Annotated in this window: 16 protein-coding genes; 7 read left to right on the top strand and 9 right to left on the bottom strand. The window is 69.3% G+C overall.

Annotated elements, in window-relative coordinates:
- Positions 1-7: 7 nt before the first annotated feature.
- A complete protein-coding gene (locus QM782_RS17450) occupies positions 8-1,435 on the bottom strand; it encodes a sodium:proton antiporter (protein WP_415204163.1) in 1,428 nt (475 codons plus the stop codon).
- Entirely contained in the window at positions 1,432-2,631 is a 1,200-nt protein-coding gene (gene pncB, locus QM782_RS17445) for a nicotinate phosphoribosyltransferase (RefSeq protein ID WP_415204162.1), read from the bottom strand. Before pncB ends, QM782_RS17450 begins: the two co-directional genes overlap by 4 nt.
- Before the next feature lie 177 nt (positions 2,632-2,808).
- Here pncB and QM782_RS17440 point away from each other — a divergent pair, with 177 nt between their 5' ends.
- Both QM782_RS17440 and QM782_RS17435 read left to right on the top strand, forming a co-directional pair.
- Positions 2,809-3,033 (top strand): CsbD family protein, encoded by a 225-nt coding sequence (locus QM782_RS17440; protein WP_415204161.1) that lies wholly within the window; start codon positions 2,809-2,811, stop codon positions 3,031-3,033.
- 31 nt (positions 3,034-3,064) lie between these two features.
- Positions 3,065-3,475 (top strand): hypothetical protein, encoded by a 411-nt coding sequence (locus QM782_RS17435; RefSeq protein WP_415204160.1) that lies wholly within the window; start codon positions 3,065-3,067, stop codon positions 3,473-3,475.
- Between the two features lie 39 nt (positions 3,476-3,514).
- Here the strand turns inward: QM782_RS17435 and QM782_RS17430 are convergent, their stop codons facing one another.
- On the bottom strand, positions 3,515-3,955 hold the full coding sequence (locus QM782_RS17430) for an acyl-CoA thioesterase (protein WP_415204159.1): 441 nt from the start codon (positions 3,953-3,955) through the stop codon (positions 3,515-3,517).
- Positions 3,956-4,146: 191 nt separating this feature from the next.
- Here QM782_RS17430 and QM782_RS17425 point away from each other — a divergent pair, with 191 nt between their 5' ends.
- From QM782_RS17425 to rpoD, 5 genes are all read left to right on the top strand, one after another.
- Complete coding sequence (locus QM782_RS17425) at positions 4,147-4,698, top strand: phasin family protein (RefSeq protein WP_415204158.1); 552 nt, start codon at positions 4,147-4,149, stop codon at positions 4,696-4,698.
- A gap of 180 nt (positions 4,699-4,878) precedes the next feature.
- Positions 4,879-5,919, top strand: coding sequence for an extracellular solute-binding protein (locus QM782_RS17420; protein WP_415204157.1), 1,041 nt, complete (start codon positions 4,879-4,881; stop codon positions 5,917-5,919).
- Positions 5,920-5,938: 19 nt separating this feature from the next.
- Complete coding sequence (locus QM782_RS17415; protein ID WP_415204156.1) at positions 5,939-6,697, top strand: SDR family NAD(P)-dependent oxidoreductase; 759 nt, start codon at positions 5,939-5,941, stop codon at positions 6,695-6,697.
- A 45-nt stretch (positions 6,698-6,742) separates the two neighbouring features.
- Positions 6,743-8,584 (top strand): DNA primase, encoded by a 1,842-nt coding sequence (dnaG, locus tag QM782_RS17410; protein WP_415204155.1) that lies wholly within the window; start codon positions 6,743-6,745, stop codon positions 8,582-8,584.
- Between the two features lie 584 nt (positions 8,585-9,168).
- Entirely contained in the window at positions 9,169-11,487 is a 2,319-nt protein-coding gene (gene rpoD / locus QM782_RS17405; RefSeq protein ID WP_415204154.1) for an RNA polymerase sigma factor RpoD, read from the top strand.
- 102 nt (positions 11,488-11,589) lie between these two features.
- Here rpoD and QM782_RS17400 read toward each other — a convergent pair whose 3' ends face one another.
- The 6 genes from QM782_RS17400 to badH form a co-directional block, all read right to left on the bottom strand.
- A complete protein-coding gene (locus tag QM782_RS17400; RefSeq protein ID WP_415204153.1) occupies positions 11,590-12,033 on the bottom strand; it encodes a MaoC family dehydratase in 444 nt (147 codons plus the stop codon).
- 152 nt (positions 12,034-12,185) lie between these two features.
- Positions 12,186-12,962 carry an enoyl-CoA hydratase-related protein gene (locus tag QM782_RS17395; protein WP_415204152.1) on the bottom strand — a complete coding sequence of 259 codons (777 nt, stop codon included), beginning with the start codon at positions 12,960-12,962 and terminating at the stop codon, positions 12,186-12,188.
- A 60-nt stretch (positions 12,963-13,022) separates the two neighbouring features.
- A complete protein-coding gene (gene aliA / locus QM782_RS17390) occupies positions 13,023-14,666 on the bottom strand; it encodes a cyclohexanecarboxylate-CoA ligase (protein WP_415204151.1) in 1,644 nt (547 codons plus the stop codon).
- 37 nt (positions 14,667-14,703) lie between these two features.
- Positions 14,704-15,855, bottom strand: coding sequence for a cyclohexanecarboxyl-CoA dehydrogenase (gene aliB, locus QM782_RS17385; protein ID WP_415204150.1), 1,152 nt, complete (start codon positions 15,853-15,855; stop codon positions 14,704-14,706).
- A 46-nt stretch (positions 15,856-15,901) separates the two neighbouring features.
- On the bottom strand, positions 15,902-16,684 hold the full coding sequence (badI, locus tag QM782_RS17380) for a 2-ketocyclohexanecarboxyl-CoA hydrolase (RefSeq protein WP_415204149.1): 783 nt from the start codon (positions 16,682-16,684) through the stop codon (positions 15,902-15,904).
- Positions 16,685-16,720: 36 nt separating this feature from the next.
- Positions 16,721-17,488, bottom strand: coding sequence for a 2-hydroxycyclohexanecarboxyl-CoA dehydrogenase (badH, locus tag QM782_RS17375; RefSeq protein ID WP_415204148.1), 768 nt, complete (start codon positions 17,486-17,488; stop codon positions 16,721-16,723).
- Positions 17,489-17,515: the final 27 nt, after the last annotated feature.

The following is a 17,515-nucleotide window of genomic DNA, read 5'->3' as shown; positions in this document are numbered from 1 at the left end:
GGATCGGTCACGTGAAGAACAGGAAGGTGAGAACGACGAACAGCGGCACCAGCACGGCGCAGGACCAGCCCATGTAGCCGAAGAAGCTGGGCATGGCGACGCCGCGCTCCTCGGCGATGGCCTTGACCATCAGGTTGGGCGCGTTGCCGATGTAGGAGTTGGCGCCCATGAACACCGCGCCGGCCGAAATGGCGGCCAGCGTGGGCGCGAGCGTGGTCATGAGCTGCTGCGGGTCGCCGCCCGCGGTGTTGAAGAACACCAGGTAGGTCGGCGCGTTGTCGAGGAAGGAGCTGAGAACGCCGGTGGCCCAGAAGTACATGGCCGGCAGCGGCTGGCCGTCCGGCCCGGTGACGGCGCGCACCACGGCGCCGAAGGGCCCGTCCACGCCCGCGCGCAGCATGGCGATGACCGGGATGATGGTCAGGAAGATGCCGGCGAACAGCTTGGCCACCTCGACCATCGGCCCCCAGGAGAACTGGTTGTCCCGATGCACCTGGCGGGCCGTCAGCCCGAGCGACGCCAGCGTCACGGCGACCAGGCCGCCGTCGCGCACCAGCGCCGGCAATGGCAGCGGCGTGCCGAATACGTCGAACGCCACCTCGGAACGCCACAGCCCGCTCATCAGCACCAGGGCGACCACGGCGCCGAGCAGCACGAAGTTGATGCCGCCGTCGAAGCCCAGGCGGGCCGTGTCGGGCGTCGGGTCGACTGGCAGCACGCCCTCGCGCCGGTAGTACCAGCTGTCCAGCACGAAGAACAGCGCCAGCAGGCAGGCCAGCATGAAGGCGGTCTCGGGCAGGATGTTGCGCAGCGTCCAGAAGAATTCCACGCCCTTCAGGAAGCCGAGGAACAGCGGCGGGTCGCCCAGCGGCGTCAGCGAGCCGCCGATGTTGGAGACGATGAAGATGAAGAACACGACGACGTGCGCCCGGTGGCGGCGGTTGTCGTTGGCGCGCACCAGCGGCCGGATCAGCAGCATGGACGCGCCGGTCGTGCCCATGAAGCTGGCCAGCACGGCGCCCAAGGCCAGCAGCCCGGTGTTCAGCAGCGGGCTGCCGTGCAGGTTGCCGCGGATGTAGATGCCGCCGGCCACCGTGAACAGGGCCGTCAGCAGCACGATGAAGGGGATGTACTCGGCCAGCAGCGCATGCACCAGGCTGGCGCCGGCCAGGGCCGGGCCGTAGGCGACGAGGAAGGGCACGAAGAACGCCAGCGTCCAGGCCGCCGTGATCTTGCCGTAGTGGTAGTGCCACACGCGCATGGCGAACAGCGGGAACAGCGCGATCGACAGCAGCACGCCCGCGAACGGCAGGGCCCACCAGGCCGACAGCGCGCGGCCGTCGAGGTCGGCCGCGGAAGCGACGGCCGGCGCGGCCAGCGCACACAGGGCGGCGCCGAGCGGCCGCAGCGCCCGGCTCAGATCGGTCGGCTTCATGCGGCCGGCTGCTCGATCTCGAACACCTGGCGCAGGTAGCCCAGGTACCGCTCGTCCTCGCACATGTTCTTGGACGGCGTGTCCGACAGCTTGGCCACCGGCTGGCCGTTGCAGCGCACCATCTTGATCACGATCTGCAGCGGCACGTGCTGCGGCGGGTCGCCCAGGTCGTTGGTCAGGTTGGTGCCGATGCCGAACGCGAGCTGGCAGCGGCCGCGGAAGCGCTGGTACAGCTCGATGGTGCGCGGCACGGTCAGCCCGTCGCTGAAGATCAGCGTCTTGGTATGCGGGTCCACGCGGTTGTGGCGGTAGTGCTCGATCATGCGCTCGCCCCAGGTGAACGGATCGCCGCTGTCGTGGCGGGCGCCGTCGAACAGCTTGCAGAAGTACATGTCGAAGTCGCGCAGGAAGGGCTCCAGCCCGTACACGTCGGACAGCGCGATGCCCAGGTCGCCGCGGTACTCCTTGGCCCAGGAGTCGAACGCGAACACCTGGCTGTCGCGCAGCCGCGGGCCCAGCGCCTGGCAGGCCTGCATGTACTCGTGCGCCACGGTGCCCAGCGGCGTCATGCCCAGCTTCATCGCGAACAGCACGTTGCTGGTGCCGGCGAGCTGGCCCTTGGGGCCGGTGCCCAGCCGCGCGGCCAGGTGGCGCAGCACCTCCTCGTGCCAGGCCTTGGAAAAGCGCCGGCGCGTGCCGTAGTCGGCGATCTTCAGCTCGGCCAGGTCCGGGCCCTGCAGCTGGTCGATCTTGCGGTCCAGCCGCGCGCGGCCCTGGGCGAAGTCAGGGTTCTTCGCGGCGTTGCGGAAGTAGACCTCGTTGACGATGGCCAGCACCGGGATCTCGAACAGGATGGTGTGCAGCCACGGGCCCTGGATGCGGATGTCGATCTCGCCCGAGGGCAGCGGCTGGATGTCGATGTACTTCTCGTTGAGCCGGAAAAGGCCCAGGAAGTCGACGAAGTCGCTCTTGATGAAGCGCAGCGAGCGCAGGTAGGCCAGCTCCGCGTCCGCGAAGTGCAGCGTGCACAGGTGGCGCACCTGCTCGCGGATCTCGTTGACGTAGGGCGCCAGCGCGACGCCCTGGTTGCGGCACTTGAAGCGGTATTCCACCTGCGCGCCCGGAAACTGGTGCAGCACGGCCTGCATCATCGTGAACTTGTACAGGTCCGTGTCGAGAAGGCTGGTCAGGATCATGGTGGCGGTTTCGCGGCTTGTCTCCGTGTGGCAGGGCCGCCGACGGCGGCGACGGCATTGTCGCAGGCGGCCCGCCTACGCGTGCTGGCCGGCATGTCCTACCGGCCGGCCGGGGCGGCCTGCCTAGAGTAGCTCCACGTCCGCTGCAGGACGCATCCGATCCACCAGGAGCACGACATGAACAACGACACGATCCAGGGCAACTGGAAGCAGTTCAAGGGCAAGGTCCAGGAGCAGTGGGGCAAGCTCACCAACGACGACCTCGACGTGATCGAGGGCCGGCGCGAGCAGCTGATCGGCCGCATCCAGGAGCGCCACGGCCTCGCGCGCGAGGAGGCCGAACGCCAGGTGCGCGAATGGGAAGGCCGCAACCCCGACTTCTTCTTCGAGAAGTCCGTCTGAGCGCTCTCCTTGTTGACCGAGGAGCACCACCATGCCGACCCTTGCGAAGACGCCCCTCGCCGCCCTGGGCCTCGCCCTCGGCCTGTCGCTGGCCACGCATGCCGGCGCGATGACGCGCGACGAGTACAAGGCTGCGGAAGACCGCATCGAAGCCCAGTACAAGGCCGAGAAGGAGCGCTGCGACGGCCTGTCCGGCGACGCCAAGGACGTGTGCGTCAGCGAAGCCAAGGGCAAGGAGAAGGTCGCCAAGGCCGAGCTGGAAGCCCAGTACAAGCCGGGCGGCGAGGCCAGCGCCAAGGTCGCCGAGGCCAAGGCCGACGCGGCCTACGACACCGCCAAGCAGAAGTGCGATGCGCTGGCCGGCAACGCCAAGGACGTCTGCATGAAGGACGCCAAGGCGGCCCACGCCTCGGCCCGGAGCCACGCCAGGCAGGGCCGCTGAGCCCGCCCCGCGCCCGGCCCGGCCCGGGCGGGCCGGCACTCAGAGCAGCTGCTGCAGCACGGCGCGCAAGGCTGCCGGCAGCGGCACGGGCCGGCGGCTCGCGCGATCCACGTAGACGTGGACGAAGTGCCCGTGGGCGGCCGTCTGCGCCGCCCCCTGCGCGAACAGCCCCACCTCGTAGCGCACGCTGGTGCCGCCCAGGCGCGCCACGCGCAGGCCGGCCTCGATGGTCTGCGGAAAGGCCAGCGGCGCGAAATACCGGCACTGCGTCTCCACCACCAGCCCGATCACCGGGCCGTGCTCGACGTCCAGCACGCCCTCGGCGATCAGGTGCGCGTTCACGGCCGTGTCGAACCAGCTGTAGTACACGACGTTGTTGACGTGCCCGTAGGCATCGTTGTCCATCCAGCGCGTGGTGATCGGGCGGAACACGCGGAAGTCGCCGCGCGGACGCGGCTGGGGGCGGGCCGGTTCGGTCATGCGGCGGATTCTGGCAGCCGGCTGCCGGAATTAGATGCAGCCCTCTAGATTGCTGCACCGCAACAAAAAAGTCTTGCAAGCGGCCGACCCATCCCTATAATTCGCTCCATGCTGCACTGCAACATTCCTTCGGGTGGTGGCGCAGAAGCGGAATCCGATCCCTCATCAACTTTTTCAACTTGGAGAATCTCATGCTGACTGGAGACCAAATCATCGCCACCCACAAGGCCAACTTCGAACTGCTGTTCGGTCTGACCACCAAGGCCTTCGAAGGCGTGGAAAAGCTGGTCGAACTGAACGTGACCGCTTCCAAGGCCGCGCTGGCCGAAGCCGCCGACACCGCCCAGGCCGCCCTGTCCGCCAAGGACGCGCAAGAGCTGCTGGCCCTGCAAGCCAGCCTGCTGCAGCCCCTGGCCGAGAAGACCGCCGCCTACAGCCGCCACGTCTATGAAATCGCCCAAGGCACCAGCGCCGAACTGACCAAGGCCCTGGAAGTCCAGGCGACCGAAGCGCAGAAGAAGTTCCTGTCGGCCGTGGACGCCGCTACCAAGAACGCCCCCGCCGGCTCCGAAACCGCCGTCGCCGTGTTCAAGAGCGCCGTGGCTGCCGGTACCAACGCGCTGGAATCGGTGCAAAAGGCCGTCAAGCAAGCCAGCGACGTCGCCGAAGCCAACTTCAACGCCGTGGCCGCCTCCGCCGTGAACGCCAGCAAGACGGCCGCCACCGCCGTCAAGAAGCGCTGATTGCCTTCTTGGCTGGGAAGCCGGGCCACCGGCTCCCGACACCAGTTGTCTCCTCGGGTTTCTTCGAATTCATCGGAGTTCAGGAACCCCTTCAGAGGCCCCGCTCCGCGGGGCCTTTTTTTATGCGCGCGCCGCGTTGCCCTTAGGATCGCCCCTCTTCATCGCTCCAAGAGGAACCACATGCTGAAGAAAGCAGCCTCCGCCGGCGCCCTGCTGCTGGCCGCCGGCGCAGCTCTGGCCCAGTCCCAGGTCGTCAACCTGTACTCCGCCCGCCACTACGCCACCGACGAGGCGCTGTACAGCAACTTCACCAAGGCCACCGGCATCAAGATCAACCGCGTGGACGCCGGCGACGCCGACATCATCGCCCGCCTGAAGGCCGAGGGCTCGAGCTCGCCGGCCGACGTGATCCTGCTGGTGGACGCGGCCCGGCTGTACCGCGGCCAGGTGGACGGGCTGTTCCAGCCGATCCATTCCAAGCTGCTGGAAGACGCCATTCCGGCCAACCTGCGTTCGCAGCCGGCGGCCGACGGCCGCATCTCCTGGTTCGGCTTCTCCACCCGCGCCCGCGTGATCGTCTACGACAAGTCCACGCTCAAGCCCGGCGACGTGGACAGCTACGAGAAGCTGGCCTCGCCAGCGCTCAAGGGCAAGCTGTGCATCCGCTCCGGCTCGCACCCGTACAACCTGAGCCTGTTCGGCGCGGTCATGGAGCACATGGGCGAGACGCGCACCGAGGAATGGCTGCGCGGCGTCGTCGCCAACTTGGCGCGCGACCCCAAGGGCGGCGACACCGACCAGATCAAGGCCGTGGCCTCGGGCGAGTGCGCGGTCGGCGTGACCAACAGCTACTACCTGGCGCGGCTGATCCGCTCCACCAACCCGGCCGACCGCACCGTGGCCGAGCGCGTGGGCGTGGTGTTCCCGAACCAGGGCACCTGGGGCACGCACCTGAACATCGCCGGCGGCGCCGTGGCCCGCTACGCCAAGAACCGCGACAACGCCATCAAGCTGATGGAGTACCTGGCCAGCCCCGAGGCGCAGAACTACTTCGCCAACGGCAACAACGAATGGCCCACGGCCAAGGGGGTGCAGACGGACAACCCGGCGCTGGACCAGATGGCGCCCAACGGCTTCAAGGCCGAGACCATTCCGATCGGCGCGGTCGGCGCGCACCAGCTCAAGGTGCAGCAGATGCTGGACCGGGTGGGCTTCAAGTAGGCCCGGAGAAGGCCGCGGCATGGACATCGCAGGCAAGGTCTTCATCGTCACCGGCGGCGCCTCGGGCCTGGGCGAAGGCACGGCGCGGGCGCTGGCGGCCAAGGGCGGGCGCGTCGTCGTCGCCGACCTGCAGGCCGACAAGGGCGAGGCGGTCGCGCGCGAGATCGGCGGCGCCTGCGTGCGCTGCGACGTGAGCCAGGAGGCCGACGGCCAGGCCGTCGTCGCCAGGGCGCTGGCGCTCGGCAAGCTGGTGGGCCTGGTCAACTGCGCCGGCATCGCACCGGCCGAGAAGACCGTCGGCAGGAACGGCGCGCACCCGCTGGCGCTGTTCCACAAGACGCTGATGGTCAACCTGCTGGGCAGCTTCAACATGATCCGGCTGGCGGCCGAGGCCATGGCGGCGAACGCGCCCGAGGCCACCGGCGAGCGCGGCGTGCTGATCTCCACGGCCTCGGTGGCGGCCTACGACGGCCAGATCGGCCAGGCCGCCTACAGCGCGTCCAAGGGCGGCGTGGTCGGCATGACGCTGCCGATCGCGCGCGACCTGGCCCGCTCGGGCATCCGCAACATGACGATCGCGCCCGGCGTCTTCGGCACGCCGATGCTGTTCGGCATGCCGCAGGGGGTGCAGGACGCGCTGGCCGCCAGCGTGCCCTTCCCCTCGCGGCTGGGAACGCCGGCCGACTACGCCCGGCTGGCGATCCACATCTTCGAGAACGACATGCTCAACGGCGAGGTGATCCGCCTGGACGGCGCGATCCGCATGCCGCCGCGTTGAGGACTTCCGCCGTGGGCCGGCCACGGCCCGTATAAGCTTTCCCCCGTGGCCATTCCCCAGTCCTTCATCCAGGAGCTGCTGTCCCGCGTCGACGTGGTCGAGGTGGTGGGCCGCTACGTCCAGCTGAAAAAGGGCGGCGCCAACTTCCTCGGCCTGTGCCCGTTCCACGGCGAGAAGTCGCCCTCGTTCACGGTCAGCCCGAGCAAGCAGTTCTTCCACTGCTTCGGCTGCGGCAAGAGCGGCAACGCGATCGGCTTCCTGATGGAGCACACCGGCGCCGGCTTCCGCGACGCGGTGCAGGACCTGGCGCAGCAGGTCGGCATGGCGGTGCCCGACGACGACAGCACGCCCGAGGAACGCCAGCGCGCCGCCGCCCAGCGCGAGCGCCAGGCCACGCTGACCGAGGTGCTGGAAAAAGCCGGCGAAGCCTGGCGCCACCAACTGCGCCAGGCCCCCCGGGCGATCGACTACTGCAAGCGCCGCGGCCTGTCGGGCCGGATCGCCAAGCGCTTCGGCCTGGGCTACGCGCCCGAGGGCTGGCACTTCCTGTCCGGCGTGTTCCCGCGCTACGACGACGCGCTGCTGGTGGACAGCGGCCTGGTAATCCACCACGAGGAGGGGGAAGACCGGCGCTACGACCGCTTCCGCGACCGGCTGATGTTCCCGATCCGCAACGTCAAGGGCGAGTGCATCGCCTTCGGCGGCCGGGTGCTCGGCGATGAGAAGCCCAAGTACCTGAACTCGCCGGAGACCCCGGTGTTCAGCAAGGGCCGCGAGCTGTACGGCCTGTACGAGGCGCGCGAGGCGGTGCGCGACATGGGCTACGTGCTGGTGACCGAGGGCTACATGGACGTGGTGGCGCTGGCCCAGCACGGCTTTCCGAACGCCGTGGCCACGCTGGGCACGGCCTGCACGCCCGAGCACGTGCACAAGCTGTTCCGCTTCACGGACGCCGTGGTGTTCAGCTTCGACGGCGACGCCGCCGGCCGGCGCGCCGCGCGCAAGGCGCTGGAAGGCGCCCTGCCCTACGCGACCGACGTGCGCAGCGTCAAGTTCCTGTTCCTGCCGCCCGAGCACGACCCGGACAGCTACATCCGCGAACACGGCGCCGACGCCTTCTCGCTCAGCATCGGCGAGGCCCAGCCGCTGTCGCGCTTCCTGATCGACAGCGCGCGCGAGGGCTGCGACCTCGGCAGCGCCGAAGGCCGCGCCCACCTGGCCAGCAACGCCAGGCCGCTGTGGGCGCTGCTGCCCGACGGCGCGCTCAAGCGCCAGCTGCTGGGCGACCTGGCCGACCTGGTGCAGCTGGACGCGCGCGAGCTCGGCGAGCTGTGGGAGCCCCGCGCGGCACCCGACGCACCCCGGCCGCGGCGCCGCCCTTCCGGCAAGCGCAGCGCCGATGTGCCCTCCTCGACCATGCGCGGCCGCAGTGCAATCCGCCCCGCGCTGCAGGCGCACGCCAGCCACGTGGCCATGCTGCTGCTGCGCAACACCGGGCTGTGGGAACAGCTCGGCCAAGCCGACCACGACCTGCTGTGCGCCCTGGAAGGCGACTACGGCGAACTGTTCCGCTGGACCGACCAGCAGGTGCACGAACATGGCGCCCAGCCCTGGGCCGCGCTGGACATCGCGCTGGCCGGCCAGCCCTTCGAGGCCGAGGCGCGCCGGCTGGTCGCGCGCGACAGCCTGCAGCCGCTCGGCCGCGTGTTCGAGATCGAGGACGTGCCGCTGGCCGACGTGCGCGCCACGCTGACGCGGCTGCACCGCGACGTGATCGCCGAGGAACTCCGGCACCTGCAGACGCTGCCCGCCTCCGACCCCGAGCGCATCGGCCGCGAGCGCGAGCTGATCCTGCGGCAGCTGGCGCTGAAGAAGTCGCTGGCCTGAAACACCCTCAGTCTGCGCGCTGCGCGCTCCGCCGCCCCCCTCAAGACTTCCTACGCGGGAGCGCCGCTGGCGGCCATGGTGCTCACCCACCCCGCCGCCGGTCCAGCGCCGCGCCGGCCACCGACCGCACAGGAGTTGTTCCCATAGGAGACACTGCACCACGGCCCACACGGGCGGAGCTCTCCAATGAGGGCGCCGCCCGCGGTCCGGCGAAGCCGGCCCGTGGCGTGCGCTGGCGTGGCCTGCCCCGCGGCCGTCCGAGCCGCTGCTTGCGGCCCTGGTCCAGGCTTTGCAGATGACGCCAGCGCGATGGACATGCATACGGCTTGAAAAATCCGGCGCCGGCTATAATCTTCGGTTTGTCTCGCGGCAAGAGCGACAGCAGCACCTCCGAGCCCGGCCAACCGATTGCCACACAGCGCACGACCGGCCACCTTCATCGCAAGGGCTGCATTCCAAATGTTCGCCCCCACATCTTGCCCATAGGCCTTCCCGCCCGATCCAGGCGAGGCGGCCCCATTGCCCCGCGCCGGGTTCCGGCGGCGCTTGTGTTCTACGCGTTGTTCGTCGTGTCGAGGTCGTCCATGCCCAGCCAGAAGTCCGAGAAGCCCGTCCACAAGCCTGCCGCCCAGCCCGCCGCGACCGCCGCAGCCCAGGCCGCTACCCCGGCCACCACGAAAGTCAAGCCCGTGCCAGCATCCAAGACCCCCGCTTCGGAAAAGCCCGCCAAGAAGACCGCCGCCGCGGCCGCCGACGAGACCGTGACCAAGAAGAAGCCCGGCCGCCCGCCCAAGGCCACGGCCGCGGCCAAGAAGACCGCCGCCAAGAAGGCCGCGCCCAAGGCTGGGCTGGAGGACGAGGACGCGGTCGACGACCTGTCCGACATCGAGGCGGACTTCGCCGAGGAGCCCGCGCCGGCCGCCGATGCCGCCGCCGCGCCGGCCGAGAAGGCCAAGCCGCTGCGCATGAAGATCAGCAAGGCCAAGGAACGGGCCCTGATGAAGGAATTCGGCCTGGACGAGGCCGTGCTGTCCGAGGAGGACATGGCCAAGCGCCGGCTGCGCCTGAAGGCGCTGATCAAGCTCGGCAAGACGCGCGGCTACCTGACGCACGGCGAGATCTCCGACCACCTGCCCGACAAGCTGATCGACGCCGAGACGCTGGAGGTCGTGGTCAACATGCTCAACGACATGGGCGTGGCCGTCTACGAGCAGACCCCGGACGCCGAGACGCTGCTGCTGAACAACACCGGCCCGACCGCCGCCACCGAGGAAGAGGCCGAGGAAGAGGCCGAGGCCGCCCTGTCCACCGTGGACAGCGAGTTCGGCCGCACCACCGACCCGGTGCGCATGTACATGCGCGAGATGGGCACGGTCGAGCTGCTGACGCGCGAGGGCGAGATCGAGATCGCCAAGCGCATCGAGGGCGGCCTGATGCGCATGATGGAAGCCATCAGCGCCAGCCCCTCGACGCTGGCCGAGATCTTCAAGATGGCCGAGGAGATCCGCGAGGGCAAGGTCGTGATCTCCACCATCGTGGACGGCTTCACCGACCCGAACGAGGCCGACGACTACGTGGCCGAGGAAGACTACGACGAGTTCGACGCCGAGGACGACGACGACGGCAAGGGCGGCTCCAAGGCCCTGACCAAGAAGCTCGAGGAGATGAAGAACGAGGCGCTGTCGCGCTTCGACCGCCTGCGCGAGCTGTTCGAGAAGGTGCACCGGGCCTATGCCAAGGAAGGCTACGGCACGCCGGCCTACACGAAGGCGCAGACGGCCGTCAGCGAGGAGCTGATGACCATCCGCTTCACGGCCAAGACCATCGAGAAGCTGTGCGACCTGCTGCGCGGCCAGGTGGACGAAGTGCGCAAGAAGGAGCGCGAGCTGCGCCGCATCATCGTCGACAAGTGCGGCTACCCGCAGGAACAGTTCGTGGCCGAGTTCAGCGGCCGCGACCGCATGGGCAACAAGGTCCCCTCGCACCTGCTCGACCTCAAGTGGATCGAGAAGCAGGCCGCCTCCGGCAAGCCCTGGGCCGCGATCATGGGCCGCAACATCCCGCCGGTGCAGGACCTGCAGCAAAAGCTGATGGACCTGCAGTCCCAGGTGGTGGTGCCGCTGGACGAGCTCAAGGACATCAACAAGCGCATGAACGAGGGCGAGGCCGCCTCGCGCGACGCCAAGAAGGAGATGATCGAGGCCAACCTGCGCCTGGTGATCTCGATCGCCAAGAAGTACACCAACCGCGGCCTGCAGTTCCTGGACCTGATCCAGGAAGGCAACATCGGCTTGATGAAGGCGGTGGACAAGTTCGAATACCGCCGCGGCTACAAGTTCTCGACCTACGCCACCTGGTGGATCCGCCAGGCCATCACGCGCTCGATCGCCGACCAGGCGCGCACCATCCGCATCCCGGTGCACATGATCGAGACCATCAACAAGATGAACCGCATCAGCCGCCAGCACCTGCAGGAGTTCGGCTTCGAGCCCGATGCGTCCATCCTGGCCGAGAAGATGGAGATCCCGGAGGACAAGATCCGCAAGATCATGAAGATCGCCAAGGAGCCGATCTCCATGGAAACGCCGATCGGCGACGACGACGACAGCCACCTGGGCGACTTCATCGAGGACAGCGCCAACACCGCGCCGATCGACGCCGCCATGCAGGCCGGCCTGCGCGACGTGGTCAAGGACATTCTCGATTCGCTGACGCCGCGCGAGGCCAAGGTGCTGCGCATGCGCTTCGGCATCGAGATGTCGACCGACCACACGCTGGAAGAAGTCGGCAAGCAGTTCGACGTCACGCGCGAACGCATCCGCCAGATCGAGGCCAAGGCGCTGCGCAAGCTCAAGCACCCGAGCCGCAGCGACAAGCTGCGCAGCTTCATCGACTCGCTGTAACGGCCTTCCCCGTCCCCTCTTCCGAGCCCGCTCTCCGCGGGCTTTCTCGTTCTGGTCGGCAGCAGCGCACCGGCCCGGCCTCCTGCACCGCCCGGCCCGCCCTCACGAATCGGCGCCCAGCTCGAACAGCGTCGTCACTTCGAGGTCGAGGACTTCCTGGCCGTGCTGGTTGACCAGCCGCCAGCGCCAGCGCAGCTTTCCCAGGGTTTCGCGGCGGCGGCTGCGCGACACGTCCAGCACCTGCGCCTTCAGCCACAGCCGATCCCCTGCCCGGACCGGGTTCGGCCATCGGATGTAGGCTACGCCCGGGGAGGCCGAGGCCTCGGAGCCCGCCAGCGCAACGTCGGCGACCATCCGCATCGCCGTCGCGCAGATGTGCCATCCGCTGGCGATGACGCCGCCGAACTTTCCCCGGGCCGCGGCAGCGCGGTCCGTGTGGAACCACTGCGGATCGTGGTCCCGCGCGAACGCGATGATCTCCGCTTCGCCGATGGCAACCGGCCCGGCCTCGATGACCTGACCGGGCTGGAATTCCGAGAACTGCATGCGTCGCCCCTCCCTGTGGTTCCTTGGTTCGGTGACGGCCTTCCGGCCGAGCGGCCAGGGCGGTGCGCCCGGGTAGCACCATTGACCAGGGCCGCCTGGCGCACCGGCAGGCCGATGCCGCCGCATGCCTCGCGGACCGCCGGCCCGGCGCATCAGCGGTGCCGGAATGCGGGCGCGCGCTTTTCCAGGAAGGCCTGCATGCCTTCTCGCGCATCAGCGCTGGCGAAGCGCTCGTACAACAGGTGGCGCTCGAATAGGATTCCCTCGGTCAGCGGGCTTTCCCAGGCGCGGTTGACCGCCGCCTTGATCGCCATCAGCGCCGGCAGCGAGAAGCCGGCGATCTGCCCGGCCAGCGCCAGGGTGCGCTCCAGTAGCTCGGCATCGGGCACCACGCGCGAGACCAGGCCGTAGCGGTCGGCCTCGGCCGCGTCCAGCATGCGCGCCGACAGGCACATGTCCATGGCCTTGGCCTTGCCGATGGCGCGCGGCAGGCGCTGCGTGCCGCCGGCCCCGGGCAGCATGGCCAGCTTGACCTCGGGCAGCGCGAACTTGGCCGATTCGGCCGCGACCACGATGTCGCAGGCCAGCGCCAGCTCGCAGCCGCCGCCCAGGGCAAAGCCGGCCACCGCCGCCAGCACCGGCTTGCGCACGCGGCGGATGGTCTCCCAGTTGCGGGTGACGAAGCCGCCCTGGACCACGTCCATGAACGACCAGTCGGCCATGGCCTCGATGTCGGCCCCGGCGGCAAACGCCTTGGCGCTGCCGGTGACGACGATGGCGCCGATGCCGTCGTCCGCGTCGAAGGCCAGCAGCGCCGCGCCCAGCGCGTCCATCAGCGCGTCGTTCAGGGCATTGCGCTGGCGCGGCCGGTTCAGCGTGATCAGGCCGACGCGCCCGCGCGCTTCCACCAGAATGGGTTGGTCTTGCATGGCCATCTCGCGCTCCATCAAAGGCGGTCTTCTGTTGCCGGGCCGGCAGGGCACCGGCGCTCAGGACGGATCGCCGCGCAGCATCCCGCGCAGCTTGAACTTCTGGATCTTTCCGGACGGCGTGGACGGGATGGCATCGCGCACGACCAGGCGCTCCGGGATGTACTGGACGGCCACCTTCTGCGCCTTCAGGAAGACCTGGATGTCGTCGAGCGTGACGTCCTGCCCGGGCTTGGGCACCACCACCGCGCAGGCCCGCTCGCCCAGGCGCTCGTCGGGGTAGGCCACGATGGCGGCCATGGCGATGGCTGGGTGGCGGTACAGCAACGCCTCGATCTCCACCACGGGGATGTTCTCGCCGCCGCGGATGATCACGTCCTTGCTGCGGCCGGTGATGCGGAGGTAGCCGCTCTCGTCGATGCGGGCCAGGTCGCCGGTGTCAAACCAGTCGTCGGCATCGGTGCCGTTCAGGTGCGGCCGGTGCAGGTAGCCGCCGAAGTTGGAGCACGAGCGCAGCAGCAGCTTGCCCGGCTGGCCGGCCGGCACGGGGCTGCCGTCCACGTCCACCACCTTCACTTCGACGCCGGGCAAGGGGCAGCCGTCGGTGCTGAAGGAGCGCTCGTCGTCGTCGTCCAGCCGCGTCAACGTAACCGCGCCGTTCTCGGTCATGCCCCAGGCGGACACCACCTTGGCGCCCAGTGCGGCGCGGGCCTGTTCCACCAGCGGGCCGGGGATCGGCGCGCCGGCACACAGGAAGGTGCGCAGCGTCGGCACCTGCTGGCCGCTGTCGGCCACGGCCCGGGCCAGGTCGGTCAGGAACGGGGTGGAGGCCATCGTGAACGTCACGCCCTCCTGCCGCACCAGGGCGATGGCCTGCCTGGGGTCCCAGGTGTCCTGCAGCACCACGCTGGCACGCAGCATGACGGGCATCATCAGGCCGTACATGAAGCCGGTCTGGTGCGCCATCGGCGAGGCCATCAGCACCACGTCGTCGGCGCCCAGTTTCAGGCGCTGGGCGTAAGGAATGATGTTGGCCATCAGGGTATTGGCCGAGTGCATCACGCCCTTGGGCTCGCCGGTGGTGCCCGAGGTGTAGATCAGCTGGGTCACGTCGTCGGGCCCGGGCCGCTGGCGCGCCAGGATGTCGCGCGCATCGGGCGCCTCCTCCCAGGCCGGGCCGCTGAGCAGGGCCTCGAAGCTGTTGGCGCCCTGCCCGCCGACGACCGCCACATGCGCCAGGCCGGGCAGGCTAGGCTGCAGGCCGGCCAGCATGGCTTCGAAATCGAAACCGCGGAAGACCTTGGGCACGATCACCACCTTGGCCTCGCCGTGCTTGAGCATGAACGACAGCTCGCGCTCGCGGAAGATGTGCATCAGCGGGTTCATCACCGCGCCGATGCGCGAGCAGGCCAGGTAGGTCAGCGTGAACTGCCACCAGTTGGGCAGCTGGCAGGCGACCACGTCGTTGCGGCCCACGCCGAGCCGGGCCAGGCCCACCGCGATGCGGTCGGCCATGCGCGCCAGCTCGCGGTAGCTGAAGCGCCGCACCGCGCCGCCCTCGACCTGCAGCGCGGTGAGCGCGGTCTTGTCGGGGCAGGCCGCGACGCAGGCGTCCAGGTCGTCGTTGATCGTGCGGTCGTGCCACAGGCCCTGGGCCACCATGCGGGCGCGCCGGCCGGGCAGCAGTACGGCATCGAATTCCATGGGCTCGTCTCCTCGTCCTGGGAATGGATGGCGCGCTTCAGGCCGGCACGGCCTGGCGCCCGGCGCGGGTGCGCGCCACGATGGTTTTCATGATCTGGGCGGTGCCGTCACCAAGCTGGAAGCCCAGCACGTCGCGCAGGCGCTGTTCCATCACCCCGCGGTCGTAGCCGCCGTGGCCGAACATCAGCAGGCACTGGTGCACCACGTCGTAGGCCAACTTCGGGCCCCACCACTTGCACATCGCCGCCTCGGCGGTGTGGGGCAGGTGCCGGTCCTTGAGCCACAGGGTCTGCAGGCACAGCAGGCGCGCGGCCGTCACCTGGGTGTCCAGGTCGGCCAGCGGATGGGACACGCCCTGGAAAGCCGACAGCGGCTTGCCGAAGGCCTCGCGCTGCGCCACGTAGGCCCAGGTTTCCTCCAGCGCCACGCGGGCCACGGCCAGCACCTGCAGGCCGATCAGCGCGCGCGAGAAGTCGAAGCCCTGCATCACCTGCACGAAGCCCTTGTTCTCCTCGCCCAGCCGGTAGTCGACTGGCACGCGCACGTTCTCGAAGAACAGCGAGCCGCGGCCGATGGCCCGCTGGCCATGGCAGTCGAAACGGCTGCGCGTGACGCCCGAAGTGTCCATCGGCACCAGCAGCGCGGTCACGCCGTGCGCCCCCGCGTCCACCGGGCCAGTGCGGCCGAACACCACGGCGGCATCGGCCTGGTCGGCCGCCGAGATCGAGGTCTTCTCGCCGTTGATGACGTACTCGCTGCCCACGCGCTCGACCCGCAGGCGCAGGTTGGCCGCGTCCGAGCCGCCGCGCGGCTCGGTCAGCGCGATGGCGAGCAGCGCCTCGCCCTTGGTCAGCCGGGCCAGCCAGGGGGCGACCACCTCGGGCCGGCCGTGCTCCGACAGGATCTGCCCGTTCAGCGAGGCCAGCAGGTTGATGTAGCTGATGCTCAGGTCGGCACGGGCGATTTCCTCGTGGATGACGCCAGCGGCCAGCCGCCCCAGGCCCTGGCCACCCACCGCTTCGGGCAGCTCGGGGGCGATGAACCCCATCTCGCCCATCTCGCGCATCAACGTGCGGTCGAGCACGCGGGTGTCGTCGCGCGCCAGAAAGCCCGGCGCCACGCGGCCTTCGGCAAAGCGCCGGGCGTGCTCGGCCAGCGCGGCCAGGTCTTCATCGATGTAGGGGTTCACCTTGTCTCCTCGCGTATCTCGTTGCCTGGGCGGATCAACCGGCGTGCTACCTGGCGTACTTGCGGAAATCCGGCTTGCGCTTCTCGGCCAGCGCGGCCACGCCTTCGCGGGATTCCTCGGTGTCGTAGTACAGCTTGAGCGCATACATGCCCATGCCGGCAATGCCGCTCTGGTGCGCGGTGTCGGCGTTGAAGCTGCGCTTGGCGATGGCGATGGCCGTGGGGCTGCGCTCGCAAATGGTCTCGGCCCATTCCTGCACGGTCTCGTCCAGCTTTTCCGGCGGCACGCAGATGTTGGCCAGGCCCATGGCCACGGCCTCCTGGCCCGAATAGCGCTTGTTCAGGTACCAGATCTCGCGCGCCTTCTTCTCGCCCACCACGCGGGCCAGGAAGGCGGTGCCGTAGCCGGGGTCGACCGAGCCCATCTTGGGGCCGACCTGGCCGAAGACGGCCTTCTCCGAGCAAATCGTCAGGTCGCAGATGGTGCACAGCACGTTGCCGCCGCCGATGGCGTAGCCCTGCACGCGCGCGATCACCGGCTTGGGCACGTCGCGGACGGCGGCGTGCAGTTCCTCCATCGGCAGGCCGATGGTGCCGCGCCCGTCGTAGTTGCCGTTGTGGGCGGACTGGTCGCCGCCGGTGCAGAAGGCACGGTCGCCGGCGCCGGCCAGCACGATGGCACCCACGGCCTTGTCGTAGCCGGCCTTGTTCAGCGCGCGGATGATCTCGTCGCAGGTCTGGCCGCGGAAGGCGTTCATCTTCTCGGGCCGGTTGATCGTGATCCAGGCCACGCCGTTGCGGACCTCGTACAGGATGTCTTCGAAATTCATGGTGTCTCCTCGGTCAAGGGGTTGGGGGCGGCCGGGTCAGCCGTTCATGGTCAGGCCGCCGGAAACGCTGAGCACCTGGCCGGTGACGAAGGCGGCGTCCTCGCTGGCGAAGAACAGGATGGCGCCGGGCAGGTCCTGCGGCTGGCCGATGCGGCCCAGGGGGATGGAGCGCTTGAACGCTTCCAGCAGCTTCTCGGGGTTGCCCGCGCCTTCTTTGTAGTCGGCGAACAGGGCCGTATCGGTGGGCCCTGGGCAGACCACGTTGACCGTGATGCCATGGCGCGCATGCTCGCGGGCGATGGTTTTGGAGAAGGCCACCAGCCCACCCTTGCAAGCGGCGTAAACGGCCTCGCCGGAGGAGCCGACGCGCGCCGCATCCGAGGCGATGTTGACGATGCGCCCAGCCTTGCGGGCGGCCATGCCGGGCAGCACGGCGTGGTGCAGGTGCAGCGCGCCGACCAGGTTGATCGCGATCAGCTGGTCCCACTGCGCGGGCTCGGTCTTGGTGAACGGCTTGAACACGTCCCAGCCGGCGTTGTTGACCAGCACGTCGACCGGGCCCAGTTTTTCCTCGGTCGCCGCCAGCGCGGCATTGACGCTGGCGCGGTCGGTGATGTCGCAGCGCAGCGCCTGCGCGGCGCCGCCTTCGGCACGGATCTGCGCGGCCACTTTCTCGGCCGCGTCCAGGTTGAGGTCGAGCACCGCGACGCGGCCGCCCTCCTTGCCGAACCGCAGGCAGGTCGCCCCGCCGATGCCGCCGCCACCGCCGGTGACGACGATGGTCTTGTGTTCGAATCGCTTCATTGCATGTCCTCTGGAGGCTGTCAGGGT

The sequence above is a fragment of the Pseudorhodoferax sp. genome (assembly GCF_047601025.1).
GTDB lineage: Bacteria > Pseudomonadota > Gammaproteobacteria > Burkholderiales > Burkholderiaceae_C > Pseudorhodoferax.
This window is presented reverse-complemented; position numbering and strand designations above follow the sequence as displayed.

Bases quoted from the DNA above. Each gene is read 5' to 3' on its own strand.
- QM782_RS17450 (WP_415204163.1), bottom strand. From the start codon at position 1,435: ATGAAGCCGACCGATCTGAGCCGGGCGCTGCGGCCGCTCGGCGCCGCC.
- pncB (WP_415204162.1), bottom strand. From the start codon at position 2,631: ATGATCCTGACCAGCCTTCTCGACACGGACCTGTACAAGTTCACGATG.
- QM782_RS17440 (WP_415204161.1), top strand. From the start codon at position 2,809: ATGAACAACGACACGATCCAGGGCAACTGGAAGCAGTTCAAGGGCAAG.
- QM782_RS17435 (WP_415204160.1), top strand. From the start codon at position 3,065: ATGCCGACCCTTGCGAAGACGCCCCTCGCCGCCCTGGGCCTCGCCCTC.
- QM782_RS17430 (WP_415204159.1), bottom strand. From the start codon at position 3,955: ATGACCGAACCGGCCCGCCCCCAGCCGCGTCCGCGCGGCGACTTCCGC.
- QM782_RS17425 (WP_415204158.1), top strand. From the start codon at position 4,147: ATGCTGACTGGAGACCAAATCATCGCCACCCACAAGGCCAACTTCGAA.
- QM782_RS17420 (WP_415204157.1), top strand. From the start codon at position 4,879: ATGCTGAAGAAAGCAGCCTCCGCCGGCGCCCTGCTGCTGGCCGCCGGC.
- QM782_RS17415 (WP_415204156.1), top strand. From the start codon at position 5,939: ATGGACATCGCAGGCAAGGTCTTCATCGTCACCGGCGGCGCCTCGGGC.
- rpoD (WP_415204154.1), top strand. From the start codon at position 9,169: ATGCCCAGCCAGAAGTCCGAGAAGCCCGTCCACAAGCCTGCCGCCCAG.
- QM782_RS17400 (WP_415204153.1), bottom strand. From the start codon at position 12,033: ATGCAGTTCTCGGAATTCCAGCCCGGTCAGGTCATCGAGGCCGGGCCG.
- QM782_RS17395 (WP_415204152.1), bottom strand. From the start codon at position 12,962: ATGCAAGACCAACCCATTCTGGTGGAAGCGCGCGGGCGCGTCGGCCTG.
- aliA (WP_415204151.1), bottom strand. From the start codon at position 14,666: ATGGAATTCGATGCCGTACTGCTGCCCGGCCGGCGCGCCCGCATGGTG.
- badI (WP_415204149.1), bottom strand. From the start codon at position 16,684: ATGAATTTCGAAGACATCCTGTACGAGGTCCGCAACGGCGTGGCCTGG.
- badH (WP_415204148.1), bottom strand. From the start codon at position 17,488: ATGAAGCGATTCGAACACAAGACCATCGTCGTCACCGGCGGTGGCGGC.